Source organism: Chryseobacterium endophyticum (genome assembly GCF_056333165.1).
The window spans coordinates 144,744-160,320 of record NZ_JBWGXE010000001.1; the positions used below are offsets into that span (position 1 = coordinate 144,744).

Below are 15,577 nucleotides of genomic sequence, written 5' to 3' on the forward strand. Positions count from 1 at the left end.
CATTAAAAAAGAAAATCTGTTTACAAGTTTTTTACGCCCGATTTCCAAATATTGCAAAAGATTCAGTTGGAAATTTGGAGTAAGCAAAACCATTAAAAATCAATATTATGAAAACAACGTACATCAGATTATCCATTGCAACCGCCCTGTTACTGGGAATATATTCCTGCAAAAAAGGAGAAGCTTCATCAAGAGATCTGGAAGCTTATGCGTCAACAGACTCTTCAGCCTCCGCAGTGTCAGACAGTATTTCTTCGGCAGCTACCATGAAAGTAAAAGATAAACAATTTGTAAAAACAGCCGGTGTAAAAATGGAAGTACATGATGTCTATGGCGCTACGATCTCCATTGAAAAATCGGTAGAGGAACTGGGAGGATTCGTGACTCATAGTGACCTTCAAACTAATGTCGTATCAGAAGAAACTTACAACACATCAGATGAAAATTCCGTGCTGGTAAAAAAATACCAGACCTACAATAAAATGCAGGTAAGAGTGCCCGCTGAAAAATTAGGAGTGCTTTTAACTTTGGTCAATAATAAAAAACTGTTCTTAAACTCTCGGTCTATCAATGCGGAAGATGTTACTTCCGGTATTAAATATGCCGAGCTGGAAGGAAAAAGAATTAAGAAGAACAGCGAAAACATTTCTCAATTGAAGGCCAACAAGGACAAAATACAGCTTGATAATGAAAATATGTCCGCCGGTAATCTTCAGGAACTTGCCAACATGGATACCACAGACAACGTAAAATACAGCACGGTCGACATTTACATCAACGAACCTAAACTCCGCGTTGCAGAAATTGCCATTACCAACACAAAAAGTATTGATGATAAATACAAATTTGATTTTCTGTACAGCTCAAAATCTGCTTTCGTGGAAGGCTATTATTTAATCCAAAGAATTCTGGTAGGTTTAATTACCATCTGGCCGATATGGCTCATCATTATTGCCATTCTTCTGTTCGTCAGAAAAAGAAATTCCGGTAAAAAATCAAAAGAAAAAACTTCTGAAATATAAGCTTTCCCAGCCTCGGCTATCTATATTTTTTTTGCATGAAACCTCCCCCCTATTTCCGGAGGTTTTATGTTTAGAATTTCTGGGTTAAAATTTCAGGCTTTGTTTGATGAAGATGAAGGATCAGCTCACCAAAGAGCGTATTGGCCCAGGCAAACCACGATCTTGTAAAATCTTTGGGATTGTCGACATCAAAAGATTCATGGATAAAGCCTGTTCCTGCGTGTGTAGACTTCAGCATTTTTAAACATAAAACAATTTCACGGTCATCGTCAGTCGTTAAAGCCTGCATAATCAGTCCCAGAGGCCAGATTTTATGCTCACCGATATGCGGTCCGCCAATCCCTCTGGCAAATTTCCCTTCACTGAACCAAGGATTCGCTTTGCTTAAAGAAAACTTTCTGGTATTCTGATATACTTCATCATCTTTTGACGCATATCCTAAATAAGGAATAGACAATAAGTTCGGCACATTAGCATCATCCATAAAAAGGGCATTTCCGAAACCGTCGATTTCCAGCGCATAAATCTTTCCGGCTTCCGGGTGGTCGAAAATGGCATATTTCCGAATGGCTGCATCTACTTCCTGTGCTAAATTTCTGAATTGGACAGAAGAATTTTCATCTTTAAAGACTTCTGAAAAAATCTCGGCCGTTTCCCGAAGAGAAACAACGGCAAACATATTGGAAGAAATCAAAAACGGATAAAACGTTGCATCATCAGAAGGCCTGAACATCGAATGAATCAACCCGATTTTATTCGTAGGGTTTCCGTAGCCGCCTGCAAACTGAGTATCCAAAGGGTTTCCGTTGGCTCGCTGAAATTTATAAGGACCTTTTGATTCTTTCCGCTGCTGCTCCTTAAAAGTCTGCAGGATCAGAATCATGGCCTTCTTCCATTCGCCATCAAAAACGGAAGCATCACCGGTTGTTTTCCAGTAATTAAAAGATAAACGCATGACATAACATAAAGAATCCGCCTCCCATTTCCGTTCATGAATTCCCGGTTTCATCTCCGTAAGATCGTTTTTCCATTCGCTGACTTTGGAAACATCATCAAAAAATGCGTTGGCATACGGATCCAGGAGAACACATTCCACCTGTTTATTGATAACGCCTTTAAGTAAGTTTTTCAGCTTTTCATCTTCTTTAGCAAGACTTAAATATGGGTAAACCTGCGCTGAAGAATCCCGGAGCCACATCGCATCAATATCTCCCGTAATGACATAGGTAAACGGCTTATGGTTTTTATGATAAAATTTCACCGTGGTGTCTAATGTATTCGGAAAACAATTTTCGAACATCCAGGCGAGTTCTTCATCCGCAAAAGAAGCTTTGATTTTTTTAATTGTTTTTTCAACCGCTTCGGAAGTAAACTTTCTTTCATTCAGCTTGGGACGTTTTGAAATATAATCCTTCCCCAAAAAACGTACAGGAACCGGCAGGCTCATAAAGCCTAAACCCAATGATGATTTTTTGATAAATTCGCGTCTGTTTATCATTTGATCTTTCAATTTGATTTAAAAATAATGATTTTCAACATAACAATTTCATCAATCGATTTTTAATCATCCATTAACATCATTGGATTAAAATTGCGTAAATTTGCAAATCAGCAATTGCCGGCGGTCCGGCATGGAATGATCTCTATCCAAAGTCACAAATTTAAACTTCTAAATATATGCTATCAAAAATAAATCCTACCGAAACCGGCAGCTGGAAGGCGCTTGATGATCAATTTGCCAATAATGATTTTGATTTAAGAACTCTTTTTAATGAGAATCCCAACCGTTTTAATGAATTTTCAATCAAAAGGACTAATTTTTTATTCGATTATTCTAAAAACCTTATTGATTCTACGGTAAAAAATCTTTTACTGAATCTTGCCGAAGAATGCCAGTTGAAAGATGCGATTTCCAAGATGTTTTCAGGTGACAAAATCAACGAAACGGAAGGAAGAGCAGTTTTACATACGGCTTTAAGGGATTTTTCCGATAAGGAAATTTTGGTAGACGGCGAAAACATAAAACCTCAGATCAAAAGAGTTCTGGATCACATGAAATCTTTTTCTGAAAGCATTGTATCAGGATCCCATAAAGGTTTCAGCGGGAAAGAAATTACTGACGTTGTCAACATCGGGATCGGAGGTTCAGATTTAGGCCCGGTGATGGTAGTCTCAGCTTTAAAGCATTTTAAAACCAGATTAAATGTTCATTTCGTTTCCAACGTAGACGGAAATCACATGGCAGAAACCGTAAAGAACCTCAATCCTGAAACGACTTTGTTTATCATCGCTTCCAAAACATTTACCACACAGGAAACGATGACGAATGCCCACTCTGCCAAAGACTGGTTTTTAAAAGCCGGGACACAGGAGGATGTCGCTAAACATTTTGTCGCTTTATCGACTAATGTTCAAGCGGTTAAAGACTTCGGAATTGCAGAAGAAAACATCTTCGAATTCTGGGATTGGGTCGGCGGAAGATACTCATTATGGAGTGCCATCGGCCTGAGTATTGTTCTGGCAGTAGGATATGAAAATTTTGAACAGCTTTTAAGAGGCGCGTATGATACAGACCAGCACTTCCAGACGGCAGACTTCGCTGAGAACATTCCCGTATTAATGGGGGTTATCGGAATATGGTACCGTAATTTTTATGCGGCAACGACCCATGCGATCCTTCCCTATTCACAATACTTAGACCGTTTTCCTGCATATTTTCAGCAGGGAGATATGGAAAGCAACGGAAAATGTGTTGACAGAAACGGAGAATTCGTAGAGTACGAAACAGGGCCGGTGATCTGGGGAGAGCCCGGAACAAACGGACAGCATGCTTTCTACCAACTGATCCACCAGGGAACAGAATTGATTCCGGCTGATTTTATTGCCTATGCGAAAAGCCCGAATAAAGTTTCTGATCACCAGGATAAATTACTGGCTAATTTCTTCGCTCAGACGGAAGCACTTGCCTTCGGGAAAACAGAGGAAGAAGTGGAGGCCGAATTAAAAGCTTCCGGCAAATCTGATGAAGAAATTGAGTTTTTATTAAACTACAAAGTCTTCCAGGGAAACACACCTACCAACTCCATATTATTCAATGAATTAACGCCTTTTTCACTGGGACAGTTAATTGCATTGTATGAGCATAAGATTTTTGTTCAGGGAGTGATCTGGAATATTTTCAGCTTTGATCAGTTCGGAGTAGAATTAGGGAAAGTTTTAGCCAACAAAATCTTACCGGAACTTGATAGTAATGAGACGGTTAGCTCTCATGACAGTTCGACAAACGGTTTGATCAATTATTATAAATCAAACAAATAAGTATTGCAGATTTTCATTAATTTTGATTAAAAATAAAGATATGAGTACCATTACGATACATCTCAAAGATAAAGAAGAGGAAACTTTAATGGAGAATCTTTTAAAAAGAATGAAAATCAGTTTTGAAAAAAATGAGGATGATTTTGAGCTGACGGATGAAATGAAAAGAGTGATTGATGAGGCTTTGAAACAGGATAGATCTACGGCTGTAGATGGTTGGGAATCATTAAAAAGAATTAGAGCCAAATATGAACTTTGATTTTAAATTTTTGCCTATTGCTGAAGAGAATATTGAAGAAGCAACAGACTATTATGCTAAAATTTCACTGAAAGTTCTGAAGAATTTTAACAAACAGCTGGATCTTTCTATAAGCAGGATTAACACCAATCCCTATTTTCAGAAAAGGTTTAAATCTGTACGAGCTTTCCCCGTTAAAAAATTCCCTTATATCATTTTCTACGAAGTAATGAAAACGAAAAAATGATATACATCCTCTCCGTTTTCTACACCCATCAGAATCCGGAAAAATATCCATAAAATCTAATAATAAAAGTAATAAGTAAAAATGGCAGAAATTCTTGACGGATTAAAAATATCCAAAGAAATAAAACAGGAAATCAAGGCTGAAGTTGAAAAAATCGTTGCCGGAAAAAGAAGAGCGCCACATTTGGTTGCTATCCTTGTAGGAAATAACGGAGCAAGCAAAGCTTACGTAAACTCAAAGGTAAAAGACTGCGAAGAAGTGGGCTTTCAATCAAGTTTAATTAAATTTCCAAGTACTGTTTCAGAATCCGAATTATTGGAAAAAATCGATGAATTAAATAAATCCAAAGCCGTAGACGGATTCATTGTACAGCTACCATTACCGGATCAGATTGATCAGGAGAAAATCATCAATGCAATCGATCCTAGAAAAGATGTTGACGGCTTCCACCCGGAAAATTTCGGAAGAATGGCCCTGGAAATGGATACTTTCCTGCCGGCAACTCCATTCGGAATCTTAACGTTACTGGAAAGATATAATATTGAAACAAAAGGTAAAGATTGTGTCATCATCGGAAGAAGTAAAATCGTAGGAAGGCCGATGAGCATCCTGATGGGAAGAAAAGATTTCCCGGGAAATTCAACTGTAACGCTTACGCATTCTTACACTAAAGATATTGAAGAATATACCAAAAAAGCCGATATCGTTATCACCGCATTGGGCGATCCTCATTTCCTGAAAGGAGATATGATCAAAGAAGGAGCGGTAATCGTAGACGTAGGGATTACCCGTGTTGACGACGACTCTCCGAAAGGATATTATCTTGCCGGTGACGTAGATTTCGACAGCTGTGCCGCAAAAGCGAGCTGGATCACGCCTGTTCCGGGAGGTGTAGGCCCTATGACAAGAGCAATGCTGATGAAAAACACCATCATTGCCTACAAGACTTCGGTCTATAATGATTAATTTAAAATGAAAATAGAAGAAGATATTTTATTAAAAGAAGGTAAAATGCTCCCTGTGATGGAGCATTTTTACACTCTTCAGGGAGAAGGGGCACACACCGGAAAAGCAGCTTATTTCATCAGATTGGGCGGATGCGTGGTCGGGTGCCATTGGTGCGACGTGAAGGAAAGCTGGGATCCGAATCTGCACCCTTTAATGAATGCAGAAGAAATAGCTGAAACCGCAGCACAACATTGTAAAACTATCGTCCTGACCGGAGGCGAACCTCTGATGTGGAATCTCGATATCTTAACCTCAAAATTAAAAGAGCTTGGGTGCACCGTTCATATTGAAACTTCCGGAGCCTATCCGATGAGCGGACAGATCGACTGGATCACGCTTTCTCCTAAAAAGACAGGCTTGCCCAAAGAAGAGATTTATCAAAAAGCTCACGAGCTTAAAATGATCATTTTCAATAACAACGACTTTAAATTCGCCCAGGAACAGGCCTCGAAAGTTTCGCCGGACTGTAGCCTGTATTTGCAGAGCGAATGGAGTAAACGTGATGAAATGTATCCTAAAATCACAGACTTTATTTTGGAACATCCGGAATGGAGAGCATCAGTTCAGACGCATAAATATCTCAATATCCCATAAATTTATGTAAATTAGCTTTCGTATCCGTTAATTCCGATAGATGCAGAGAATACGCTATTCCAGATACCTTAAATCGATCATCATTTTGCTTGACCTTTTGGTTATTGCATCTATCTTCATATTCTTTTTTTTAACAAGGAATCAAAATTTAAAATATAATCAGGAAACCTGGTACCAGAATTCATTTTCTCTGATGTTGCTGTTCTTGTTCTGGATGCTTTTGAGCGGCAGAACAAGAATCTACAATATTCCGAGAAATCTTACCTACACGCTTTTTCTGGAAAGAATCCTTATTCATTTTTTATTATTCATTCTTGGTGTTTTACTGATCAGCAAGGTAAGCTACAATGTCTTTTTCAATTCAGATATTTACTGGCTTTCCTTTTATCTTTTCTTTTTTATTTTCCTGGTCAGATCCCTGATATTCTTTGGGATAAAATACCTCCGAAGTCTCGGGATCAATCACCGGAATGTCATGTTCCTGCATGAGAACAGCTCTACTGCTGTTTTAAAGAATATCTTAAAGGACAGAAAAGATTATGGTTACAAAATTTTCGAATATGGCCGGGATGAAATAAAAATAGAAGAACTTATTGAATTCTGGAAAAAAAACGGAATCCACACTTTATTTATTCCGCTTGAAAATTCTTACGCTCCCAATACGGAAAAAGAGATCTTTAAGCTCGCAGAAGCCAACAAGGTGCATATCTCTCTGATTCCCAGCATCACGCAAAGTGATTTCTTTCTGTACGACATGGGATATATTCAAACACAGCCGGTGCTTAATCAGGCTAAGTATCCGCTTGAGTTTTATTCTAATTTTTTACTGAAGAAAACTTTCGACATTGCGTTTTCTTTACTTATTGTCGTGGGAATATGCTCATGGCTGTTTCCCATTATTGCGATTCTGATCAAAATGACCTCGAAAGGTCCCGTCTTCTTTATTCAGGAGCGTTATGGATTTCACGAAGAAGTTTTCAGATGCATCAAATTCCGGACAATGGTCGTAAATAATGAATCTTCAACAAAAACGACTGAAGAGAATGATGCCAGGATTACTCCGTTCGGAAGGTTTCTCAGAAAAACAAGTCTGGATGAAATGCCGCAGTTTATAAACGTTTTAAAAGGAGATATGTCAATCGTTGGGCCAAGGCCGCACATGCTTGCGGTAGATGATTATTATAAACCGAAGATAGGACGATACAGCCTCAGAAGTATGGTGAACCCGGGAATTACGGGACTCGCCCAGGTAAATGGCCTCCGCGGGGATGCCGGAAATGTAGAAGTGGAAATGAACAAAAGAGTACTGGCAGACGCTTTCTATGTAAGGAACTGGAGTTTTATGCTTGATCTGGTTATCGTACTGAAGACTATTCTACTCGTAATCGGCGGAGATAAAAATGCAAAATAAGCTGTTTTGGTCTACATTATGATATACTAGTAAGAATATTGATCAGAGCCTGTATCTGCTTTCAATCTTTAATTAATTAAATAAAAAAAAGTCTAATTTAGCAGAATGTTAAAAAAGTTTTTTACAGCAGTAGGAGAATACATCATCCTTCTCGGTAAATCTATGCAGAAGCCACAGAAAATGAATGTTTTCTGGAAGCTCCTCATGAGAGAGATCAATGATCTCGGGGTGAATTCTTTTGGCCTTGTGATCTTCACTTCTATATTCGTAGGAGCGGTTGTGGCCATTCAGATGTTCAATAATTTTGATGCATCTTCATTCCCTATTCCTCCTTCATTCGTAGGATATGCTACAAAAGCGGTTTTGGTACTGGAATTTTCCCCTACCATCATCAGCCTTATCCTGGCAGGCAAAGTAGGATCTTATATTGCCTCAAGTATAGGAACGATGAGGGTTTCCGAGCAAATTGACGCTTTGGATATTATGGGGGTCAACTCTCCCAATTTTCTTATTTTTCCGAAGATTGTGGCATGCGTAATATTTAACCCTCTTTTGATTGCGATAAGTATTGTTTTTGGGATTGGCGGAGGCTACGTCGCCGGTGTCCTTACCGGAAACTGGACCACCAATGACTATATTGTGGGAATTCAGATGTATATGCCCAATCTCTTTATTTATTATGCCTTTTCAAAGACCATTGTTTTTGCTTTTATCATAGCCACTGTTCCTTCTTATTTCGGATACAATGTTAAAGGCGGCTCATTGGAAGTTGGTCGGGCAAGTACACAGGCGGTGGTTTGGACGATGGTATTCATTATCCTTTCAGAATTACTATTAACCCAATTAATATTAAGCTAAATGATTGAGGTAAAAGATCTTAAAAAAAGTTTTGACCAGGTTGAGGTGCTTAAAGGGATTTCAACATGTTTTGATAAAGGGAAAGTAAATCTGATCATCGGGCAAAGTGGTTCCGGAAAAACGGTATTCCTTAAAAGTCTGCTTAATGTTTATCAGCCTACTTCGGGAGAAATTCTTTTTGACGGCAAAGACATCAATGTGATGTCAAGAGAAGAAAAGCAGCACCTCCGTTCCGAGATTGGAACCGTATTTCAGGGAAGTGCGCTGTTTGATTCTTTAACCGTGGAAGAAAACATCATGTTCCCGCTGGATATGTTTACGAATTTAACATTCAGGGAAAAGAAAAGACGGGTTTTCGAGGTGATCGGAAGAGTACATCTTGATAAAGCCAACAAAAAATTCCCGTCGGAGATCTCAGGTGGTATGCAGAAACGTGTGGCGATTGCCAGAGCGATTGTCAACAACCCGAAATATCTTTTCTGCGATGAACCGAACTCCGGGCTGGATCCTTATACATCCAATGTAATCGATGATCTCCTGCTGGAAATCACCAAAGAATACAACACAACGACGATCATCAATACCCATGATATGAATTCGGTAATGACGATTGGCGAGAAAATTGTATACCTGAGACTGGGAATCAAAGAATGGGAAGGCAACAAAGACATTCTAATTACCGCAGGCAATAAAAATCTTATCGATTTCGTTTATTCATCAGAATTATTTAAAGAACTGAGAGAATATTTGCTTGAAAACAACAAGACCATTGATAATACCATTACAAAAATTGAAGACAATGAAAAAGATTCTTAGTATAGCATTAATCGGTTTTTCTATGCTGGCTACTGCACAAATTTCTCTTGCCGGAAAAGCAAACATCATATTTCCTACCGGATCCCCTTCTTGGCAGAATATCAAAGGAACGGTAAACCAGGCCGTTGAAGGAGAAGGAAAGAACAATGCCGGTTTTAATGTGGGATTGTCTTTAAAGGTGGGATTGCCTACATCATTTTATCTGATGCCGGAATTGTATTATACCAACTTCAAAAATGAATTCACTACAGCCAATACAACTTTTGATATCAAAAGCAGCAGAATAGATCTGCCTGTTCTTTTAGGATACAATATTTTAGGAAACACGCTGGGTGTTTTCGTTGGTCCGGTGGCGAGCTATAATTTAGCGAAAGAAGACACTTTTAATGACTTTAAAGAAAACGCAAGAGATAATTTTACGGTAGGTTACCAATTTGGTGCCCAGGTAGAAATCTCCAAGCTGATCCTGAATGCAAGATATGAAGGCGCATTCAGTAAAGACTCGAGAAACTTCATCAACAGGGTTTCAGGAGAAGAAATCCGTTATGACAACAGGCCTAATCTCTTTATGGTAGGGGTAGGTTATAAGTTTTAAATGAAATCTTAAAAAATAAACAAATCCTCAGTTCTTTTTCAGAGCTGAGGATTTTGGTTTCTTAGATCAAGCTCGGCTTCGCGTCTTGCGATCTCTGCAGCTCTTTTTTCAAGTTCTTCTTTTTCCTGCTGAAGCTTTTGAAATTCTTTTCTTTTCTGTTCGGCCTTGATGGCACTTCCCTTACTGACATACCCTACCATACCTCCGATGATGAGCCCGATGCCGATACCACCTAAGATACCCATAATGTGTGGCATACCTAAATCATTTAAGGTGAAATTGTTGGCCGTAAGATAGAATAACAGGATGGACAAAGCCAGAAGGATAAGACCTGTAATCGTTAAATTTTTCATAGTGTGGTGCTTAATAGTTAACATTAAAATGGCCTTACCAAATTTAATAAAAATTCAATAAGGCCTCACTCAAGATTAAATTTCTTTGATATTATATTTTTCCACCTGCTGCTTTATAATATTCTAAAGCTTTAGGCAGGTCTTTATTAATGTCGGCAATTCTTGTTTCAGGATTCGGGTGTGTAGAAAGGAACTCGGGTTGTTTTGCTCCTTTGGATGCGGCTTCCATTCTTCCCCAGAAAGGGATGGCTTCTCTGGGATCGTATCCTGCCATTCCCATCAGGTAAAGCCCCATCTGGTCTGCTTCAGATTCCTGGTTTCTTCCGTATTTCAATAAGGCAACCTGGGAGCCGATCGGATATACCGCCTCGAATACATTCGCCCACTGCGCATTGGATATTGTTCCACCTAAAATGGCGCCGCCGTACTGTGCGACCATTGCCTGGGAGATTCTTTCGTTGCCGTGTCCTGCCAGTGCGTGAGAAACCTCATGCCCCATTACAACAGCCAGTCCGTTTTCGTTTTTGGTAATCGGAAGAATTCCTGTATAGACGGCCACCTTTCCGCCAGGCATACACCATGCGTTCAGTTCATTGCTCTGGATCAGGTTAAATTCCCATTTGTAATTGGCAAGGTCCGCGGAACGACCGATAGACTGATAATACCTTTCAGCCGCAGATTTTATTCTCGATCCTACATTTACCACTCTTTTTGCATCTGTTGTTCCTGTAATTACTTTTGATTTGTTTAACGTTGATCTGTATTCCTGAGCAGACATCGTCAGGATTTCCGAATTGTTGGCCAGCTGTAGAGAAGATCTCCCCGTAATCGGGTTGGTCGTACAGGCTGCCACCGTAAGAGCCATGGCTCCCATTCCTAATAAATGTGTAAATTTCATAGTTCGAGTGTTATTATTCATCCTTAACAATTTTTATTCCAAATTAAATTCCAGATGATATATTTGCACATAATTTGATGGTTAGTTTATTATATATTTAAAGTTATGAAAAAGTTGATTTCAATCATATTCATGTTCAGTTTTCTGATGTTCTTTGAAAACTGTTCTTCACAGACCGGCATGGACCCTCAGGCAGTTACGGCGATGATCAATTCCAGGGACTTCTCATTCCACGCAGAGCGGGCAAACCCGACCAATTACGATGTCATCAATGTGATGACCTCAATGCCGAATGCACCCGCATCCAGAATCCTTGATCTTACGGGAAGCAATTACAGCATCGATCTGAGACCCGGAAAACTGGAAGTCACATTGCCTTATTTCGGTAGGGTTTTCAATCCATCGTATGGCGGCAACCCTTCAGACAACAGCTACAGGTTTACTTCCAAAGATTTTACGGTGACTGAAAGCCAGAATAAAAAAGGAAAATGGATCGTAAGAATTAAACTTAATGATACCGACAAAGCGGATGAGATTATTATTGAAGTTTCAAAATTCGGCAAGGCATTTGCCTCGATACGAAGCAACAACAGGCAGCCTATTGCCTATGATGGCTATATTACGAAAAACGAAGAGCCACAGGTAAAGCCTGAGTAAAAGCTAATCTTCAGATAAAAACTTTTCAACGAATAATTTTGCTTCGGTGCTTGGATTGGAAACCAGTGCCGAAGCATTTTTTTTGTGCTGAATATAAGCTTCTTCCAAAGCATTATTCTTCTTCATGGCAGAGAGAATATATTCCCGGACCCAGTATTCAAAACGTTTTTCAGCCTGCTGGTTCCTTACTTCGGAAAACCGTTGGGCCTTCTTTTTGAGGGAGATAAATTCATCTATTTTTTCAAACACCTCATCGAGTCCGTCATTGGTGAGGGCCGAACCCAGCAAAACCGGAACCTTCCAGCCTTTTTCTTTAGGAGGAATAAAATCTAAAGCCCTTTTCAGCTCCAGCCTTGTATTCTTGGCTTTCTGAAGATTGTCTTTTTCGACTTTATTAATGAAGATCACATCCACCATTTCCATAATTCCGCGCTTGATTCCCTGGAGTTCGTCGCCGCCCCCGATAATTTTTAAAAACAGAAAAACGTCGGTAATATCGGCGACCAGGACTTCAGACTGCCCTACTCCCACAGTTTCGATCAGAATATAATCATATCCGGCTGCTTCACAGATCATCATCGTTTCAAAAGTCGTATTGGCGACCCCTCCCAGGAATCCGGAACTCGGAGAAGGCCTGATGAAAGCATTTTCTTCTTTAGCCAGCTCTTCCATCCTGGTTTTATCCCCGAGAATACTGCCTTTATTAATGGCAGAACTTGGGTCGATCGCGAGAACGGCTACCTTTTTACCGTTGGCAATCGCCAGCCTTCCGAAATTTTCAATAAAAGTCGATTTCCCCGCACCCGGAACACCCGTCACTCCCACTCTGGTGGAATTTCCCGTAAAAGGCATAATCTTTTTCAGCAGATCTTCAGCCTGCTGGCGATGTTCGGCCTTTTTACTCTCCACCAGGGTAATGGCTTTTGCAATCAGGCGTTTGTTGCCCGACTGTATCCCACCGATCAGCTCTTCTGTAGAAAATTTCATTGATTCAAAAATAAGGATTAAAGCGCGAACGGTCAATAGACAATGTATTTTGTTCACTTATTTTATGAATAATCTTATTTAAAAGAGAATTAAATGAATACTATCTTTCTCATTTAAATCAAATCCTGCGGTCAAAATTCCTGCCGGATAAAATACCTTTTCCTGCCGGCCTGTTTTGTCCCGGAAAAAACGTCCCGAGGTTTTAGATAAAACGTTTCGACGTTTTAGTAAAAAGGTCCCGTCGTTTTAGGAAAAACCTTTCGACGTTTTGGCATATACTGTGAAGCCTTTATCCATAACGGTTTGAGATGAATGAAAAAAGCATTTCCGGGTTATTTCAGACCCCTAATTTTTATTATTTCTAAATTATCCGCGGGATCATTAATAAGAAAGGGAATTTGCTACATTTGTTTTAATCAAATAATGTAAAACATGAAAAAAATAATCGCTGTAGCATCCTTTACTGCTATTCTACTGGCATCTTGTACACCAAAAGCTTCTACGGCAACAGCACCTGCCGCTGCCACTTCCACCGCCGAACAGATCGCCCAGGGAAAAACCATCTTCGAAAACTCCTGCGGAAGATGCCACAAGCTGCCGGACCCCACTTCGCATACAGCCGTTGATTGGGTAGGAATCATGAACAGAATGGCGCCTAAGGCAAAGCTTACCGATGAACAGCATCAGTGGGTGTACGATTATATTGTTTCTGTGAAAAAATAATCACTTCTAAAAATAATAGTATGAAAAAATTGATTTTGGGTATGATCCTGGGTTCTGCATCATTAGTAGTATCATGCGGACCCAAAAGTGTAGCGGTAACAGGACCGAAGTACACCTCATCTGAGCAGCTGGCCCAGGGGAAAACGATTTTTGAAAACTCCTGCAACAAATGCCATAAGCTCCCGGATCCCGCGAAACACGACGATCAGGGATGGCTGAAAACATTAAGCAGAATGGCACCTAAAGCCAAACTGAGTGAAGACCAGCACCAAATGGTCTATGACTATCTGATTTCTGCCAATAAAAAATAATTTTCTCAGAAATATTCTTTAAAACAAAAGAGAGGCTGTCCTGAAAGTTTGGGCAGCCTCTTTTTTACGCCTTAAAATTGAACAAGTAATTTTTATGCTCCGTAGGAGCAACATCTTTGTAGAAGAAAAACAGTAGAATATCGCAAGTACGACGTAGGTGTGCTATGATAAGATAGAACTCCTACGGAGTTCCGGTACAGGATCCTGATATTGATCTACACAGATATTGCTCCGCTGGAGCAAATCCGATGCTGTGCTGTAAAAATCAGATAAAATCGCGGTGATTACAAAAGGACTATCCAGACTTTTAGGACACTTTCTTTTTCATTTTGCTTTTCTTCGGCATTTTTGATTTAATGAATTTCCTGCGTTCTTTTACCTGATTCAGACTGTATTCAGTAAAGCAGTATTTTTCGGCTTCATTCAGAAACCTGATGGCATTGGCGAAACTTCCTCTCTTCTCGGAAAGCAAAGATCTGTGCAGCCATAAGGTCACCTTATCGATTCCTTTGATCTTTAAAGAATAAGCAATCAGCTTATCGGCTTCATGAAGATCTTCATTATCCAAAAGACATTTGATGTAGTATTGCGGTGTATTGAGATTGGTGACATCGCACTGCATGGCTTCTTCAAAATACAGTTTTGCCTTTTCATAGTCATTCAGCATCTCGCTGTAGATCCTTCCCATCAGGCATAGGCTGTCCGCATCTTCGGGATCGTAGGATAAAGCGTAGTTCAGTGCTTCAAGGCAATCCGGCAAACTATACGGGTAATTGTCTAGGGCCTCTAAATAGTATTTATTTTTAGTTAAGGTCATTGTTGTAATTTTTTAATTCATTCTTCAGTTGATTTCTTTGCTTTTTAAAAGATCTTTCCTGATAATTCTTTTTAAAATCCGTCCCGGAAAATGTACGAACCGGGTTTCCCCTCTGCACCTGCAGGTGGTTGTTCCAGGTGTCCTGCATTCTCTTCTGAAGCTGAATGATGTTCTGCTCCAGTACTTTCTCCTTAAGCCGGGCAACGGAAAGCTTTTTATTTTCCAGCTGCGACCGGGAATCCTGCACGAAGACACTTTGCCCGGTCGGAATATGAGTGGCGCGAACAGCCGTGTTTACTTTATTGACGTTCTGTCCGCCGCTTCCCTGACTTCTGGTCGTTTGAAACTGAATATCTTTTTCATGAAAGCTGATTTTCTCCAGACCTTCGAGTTCAAAAACCCCGATAAACCAGTTGCTTCTTTTGTGCAGTTTCCGGAAAGTGCTCTTCCCGGTCCAGCAGATGCTGCCCAGCCAGCTTTCCAGGAAATCTTTCTGTTCTTTTGATTTTAAAAGAAGCGTGACCGATTTCAGCGTAAGGTTTTCATCCCCGCTTTCCCGGTGGATGATCTCATAATCGATGTTGTTATCTTTTGCTTCCTCGAGGAAGACCTTCAGTACTTTTGCGACTACCCACTGGCATTCCAAAGGCCCCCGTCCCGAGGTGATTTGTATGATTGTGTCCATTGTTGTTTGATTTGTTGCCAGTTAAAGGTTTTTAGTTGA

19 protein-coding genes are annotated in these 15,577 nt (G+C 39.9%); 13 read left to right on the forward strand and 6 right to left on the reverse strand.

All coding sequences use genetic code 11. The annotated features are described in order from the left end of the window. Positions 1 to 107: 107 nt before the first annotated feature. A complete protein-coding gene (locus tag AC0N32_RS00655; RefSeq protein WP_476391956.1) occupies positions 108 to 1,022 on the forward strand; it encodes a DUF4349 domain-containing protein in 915 nt (304 codons plus the stop codon). Positions 1,023 to 1,092: 70 nt separating this feature from the next. Here AC0N32_RS00655 and AC0N32_RS00660 read toward each other — a convergent pair whose 3' ends face one another. Then, complete coding sequence (locus AC0N32_RS00660; protein WP_476392657.1) at positions 1,093 to 2,517, reverse strand: glycoside hydrolase family 125 protein; 1,425 nt, start codon at positions 2,515 to 2,517, stop codon at positions 1,093 to 1,095. 182 nt (positions 2,518 to 2,699) lie between these two features. On the opposite strand from AC0N32_RS00660, the gene pgi reads away from it, so the two are divergent. From pgi to AC0N32_RS00705, 9 genes are all read left to right on the forward strand, one after another. After that, on the forward strand, positions 2,700 to 4,340 hold the full coding sequence (gene pgi / locus AC0N32_RS00665) for a glucose-6-phosphate isomerase (RefSeq protein ID WP_476391957.1): 1,641 nt from the start codon (positions 2,700 to 2,702) through the stop codon (positions 4,338 to 4,340). 40 nt (positions 4,341 to 4,380) lie between these two features. Next, the gene (locus AC0N32_RS00670; protein WP_476391958.1) at positions 4,381 to 4,599 is read left to right on the forward strand and encodes a hypothetical protein; all 219 of its coding nucleotides are present in this window, start codon (positions 4,381 to 4,383) and stop codon (positions 4,597 to 4,599) included. Then, positions 4,589 to 4,825 carry a type II toxin-antitoxin system RelE/ParE family toxin gene (locus tag AC0N32_RS00675; RefSeq protein ID WP_476391959.1) on the forward strand — a complete coding sequence of 79 codons (237 nt, stop codon included), beginning with the start codon at positions 4,589 to 4,591 and terminating at the stop codon, positions 4,823 to 4,825. Before AC0N32_RS00670 ends, AC0N32_RS00675 begins: the two co-directional genes overlap by 11 nt. Positions 4,826 to 4,906: 81 nt before the next feature. Then, entirely contained in the window at positions 4,907 to 5,791 is an 885-nt protein-coding gene (locus AC0N32_RS00680) for a bifunctional 5,10-methylenetetrahydrofolate dehydrogenase/5,10-methenyltetrahydrofolate cyclohydrolase (RefSeq protein WP_089856500.1), read from the forward strand. A 6-nt stretch (positions 5,792 to 5,797) separates the two neighbouring features. After that, on the forward strand, positions 5,798 to 6,427 hold the full coding sequence (locus tag AC0N32_RS00685) for a 7-carboxy-7-deazaguanine synthase QueE (protein ID WP_476391960.1): 630 nt from the start codon (positions 5,798 to 5,800) through the stop codon (positions 6,425 to 6,427). A gap of 40 nt (positions 6,428 to 6,467) precedes the next feature. Beyond that, positions 6,468 to 7,838 carry an exopolysaccharide biosynthesis polyprenyl glycosylphosphotransferase gene (locus tag AC0N32_RS00690; protein WP_476391961.1) on the forward strand — a complete coding sequence of 457 codons (1,371 nt, stop codon included), beginning with the start codon at positions 6,468 to 6,470 and terminating at the stop codon, positions 7,836 to 7,838. A gap of 105 nt (positions 7,839 to 7,943) precedes the next feature. Further along, positions 7,944 to 8,696 carry an MlaE family ABC transporter permease gene (locus AC0N32_RS00695; protein WP_476391962.1) on the forward strand — a complete coding sequence of 251 codons (753 nt, stop codon included), beginning with the start codon at positions 7,944 to 7,946 and terminating at the stop codon, positions 8,694 to 8,696. Then, positions 8,697 to 9,512 (forward strand): ABC transporter ATP-binding protein, encoded by an 816-nt coding sequence (locus AC0N32_RS00700; protein ID WP_476391963.1) that lies wholly within the window; start codon positions 8,697 to 8,699, stop codon positions 9,510 to 9,512. Next, positions 9,496 to 10,107, forward strand: coding sequence for an outer membrane beta-barrel protein (locus AC0N32_RS00705; RefSeq protein ID WP_476391964.1), 612 nt, complete (start codon positions 9,496 to 9,498; stop codon positions 10,105 to 10,107). Before AC0N32_RS00700 ends, AC0N32_RS00705 begins: the two co-directional genes overlap by 17 nt. A gap of 38 nt (positions 10,108 to 10,145) precedes the next feature. Here the strand turns inward: AC0N32_RS00705 and AC0N32_RS00710 are convergent, their stop codons facing one another. Further along, a complete protein-coding gene (locus AC0N32_RS00710; RefSeq protein ID WP_476391965.1) occupies positions 10,146 to 10,460 on the reverse strand; it encodes a hypothetical protein in 315 nt (104 codons plus the stop codon). A gap of 91 nt (positions 10,461 to 10,551) precedes the next feature. Continuing rightward, positions 10,552 to 11,358 carry a M48 family metallopeptidase gene (locus tag AC0N32_RS00715; protein WP_476391966.1) on the reverse strand — a complete coding sequence of 269 codons (807 nt, stop codon included), beginning with the start codon at positions 11,356 to 11,358 and terminating at the stop codon, positions 10,552 to 10,554. A gap of 105 nt (positions 11,359 to 11,463) precedes the next feature. On the opposite strand from AC0N32_RS00715, the gene AC0N32_RS00720 reads away from it, so the two are divergent. Then, the gene (locus AC0N32_RS00720) at positions 11,464 to 12,015 is read left to right on the forward strand and encodes a DUF4251 domain-containing protein (RefSeq protein WP_476391967.1); all 552 of its coding nucleotides are present in this window, start codon (positions 11,464 to 11,466) and stop codon (positions 12,013 to 12,015) included. 3 nt (positions 12,016 to 12,018) lie between these two features. Here AC0N32_RS00720 and meaB read toward each other — a convergent pair whose 3' ends face one another. Further along, positions 12,019 to 13,002, reverse strand: coding sequence for a methylmalonyl Co-A mutase-associated GTPase MeaB (meaB, locus tag AC0N32_RS00725; protein WP_476391968.1), 984 nt, complete (start codon positions 13,000 to 13,002; stop codon positions 12,019 to 12,021). A gap of 432 nt (positions 13,003 to 13,434) precedes the next feature. Between meaB and AC0N32_RS00730 the strand changes: the two genes are divergently transcribed. Together AC0N32_RS00730 and AC0N32_RS00735 are read left to right on the forward strand one after the other, a co-directional pair. Continuing rightward, a complete protein-coding gene (locus tag AC0N32_RS00730; RefSeq protein ID WP_476391969.1) occupies positions 13,435 to 13,725 on the forward strand; it encodes a c-type cytochrome in 291 nt (96 codons plus the stop codon). Between the two features lie 20 nt (positions 13,726 to 13,745). Continuing rightward, entirely contained in the window at positions 13,746 to 14,036 is a 291-nt protein-coding gene (locus AC0N32_RS00735) for a cytochrome C (protein ID WP_476391970.1), read from the forward strand. A gap of 307 nt (positions 14,037 to 14,343) precedes the next feature. On the opposite strand, the gene AC0N32_RS00740 is transcribed toward AC0N32_RS00735, so the two are convergent. Together AC0N32_RS00740 and prfH are read right to left on the reverse strand one after the other, a co-directional pair. Beyond that, complete coding sequence (locus AC0N32_RS00740) at positions 14,344 to 14,853, reverse strand: tetratricopeptide repeat protein (RefSeq protein WP_476391971.1); 510 nt, start codon at positions 14,851 to 14,853, stop codon at positions 14,344 to 14,346. Next, positions 14,840 to 15,538 carry a peptide chain release factor H gene (prfH, locus tag AC0N32_RS00745; protein ID WP_476391972.1) on the reverse strand — a complete coding sequence of 233 codons (699 nt, stop codon included), beginning with the start codon at positions 15,536 to 15,538 and terminating at the stop codon, positions 14,840 to 14,842. Before prfH ends, AC0N32_RS00740 begins: the two co-directional genes overlap by 14 nt. Positions 15,539 to 15,577: the final 39 nt, after the last annotated feature.

Excerpts from the sequence above, each read along its gene's own strand:
- AC0N32_RS00655 (WP_476391956.1), top strand. The coding sequence starts at position 108 with ATGAAAACAACGTACATCAGATTATCCATTGCAACCGCCCTGTTACTG.
- pgi (WP_476391957.1), top strand. The coding sequence starts at position 2,700 with ATGCTATCAAAAATAAATCCTACCGAAACCGGCAGCTGGAAGGCGCTT.
- AC0N32_RS00670 (WP_476391958.1), top strand. The coding sequence starts at position 4,381 with ATGAGTACCATTACGATACATCTCAAAGATAAAGAAGAGGAAACTTTA.
- AC0N32_RS00675 (WP_476391959.1), top strand. The coding sequence starts at position 4,589 with ATGAACTTTGATTTTAAATTTTTGCCTATTGCTGAAGAGAATATTGAA.
- AC0N32_RS00680 (WP_089856500.1), top strand. The coding sequence starts at position 4,907 with ATGGCAGAAATTCTTGACGGATTAAAAATATCCAAAGAAATAAAACAG.
- AC0N32_RS00685 (WP_476391960.1), top strand. The coding sequence starts at position 5,798 with ATGAAAATAGAAGAAGATATTTTATTAAAAGAAGGTAAAATGCTCCCT.
- AC0N32_RS00690 (WP_476391961.1), top strand. The coding sequence starts at position 6,468 with ATGCAGAGAATACGCTATTCCAGATACCTTAAATCGATCATCATTTTG.
- AC0N32_RS00695 (WP_476391962.1), top strand. The coding sequence starts at position 7,944 with ATGTTAAAAAAGTTTTTTACAGCAGTAGGAGAATACATCATCCTTCTC.
- AC0N32_RS00700 (WP_476391963.1), top strand. The coding sequence starts at position 8,697 with ATGATTGAGGTAAAAGATCTTAAAAAAAGTTTTGACCAGGTTGAGGTG.
- AC0N32_RS00705 (WP_476391964.1), top strand. The coding sequence starts at position 9,496 with ATGAAAAAGATTCTTAGTATAGCATTAATCGGTTTTTCTATGCTGGCT.
- AC0N32_RS00710 (WP_476391965.1), bottom strand. The coding sequence starts at position 10,460 with ATGAAAAATTTAACGATTACAGGTCTTATCCTTCTGGCTTTGTCCATC.
- AC0N32_RS00715 (WP_476391966.1), bottom strand. The coding sequence starts at position 11,358 with ATGAAATTTACACATTTATTAGGAATGGGAGCCATGGCTCTTACGGTG.
- AC0N32_RS00720 (WP_476391967.1), top strand. The coding sequence starts at position 11,464 with ATGAAAAAGTTGATTTCAATCATATTCATGTTCAGTTTTCTGATGTTC.
- meaB (WP_476391968.1), bottom strand. The coding sequence starts at position 13,002 with ATGAAATTTTCTACAGAAGAGCTGATCGGTGGGATACAGTCGGGCAAC.
- AC0N32_RS00730 (WP_476391969.1), top strand. The coding sequence starts at position 13,435 with ATGAAAAAAATAATCGCTGTAGCATCCTTTACTGCTATTCTACTGGCA.
- AC0N32_RS00735 (WP_476391970.1), top strand. The coding sequence starts at position 13,746 with ATGAAAAAATTGATTTTGGGTATGATCCTGGGTTCTGCATCATTAGTA.
- AC0N32_RS00740 (WP_476391971.1), bottom strand. The coding sequence starts at position 14,853 with ATGACCTTAACTAAAAATAAATACTATTTAGAGGCCCTAGACAATTAC.
- prfH (WP_476391972.1), bottom strand. The coding sequence starts at position 15,538 with ATGGACACAATCATACAAATCACCTCGGGACGGGGGCCTTTGGAATGC.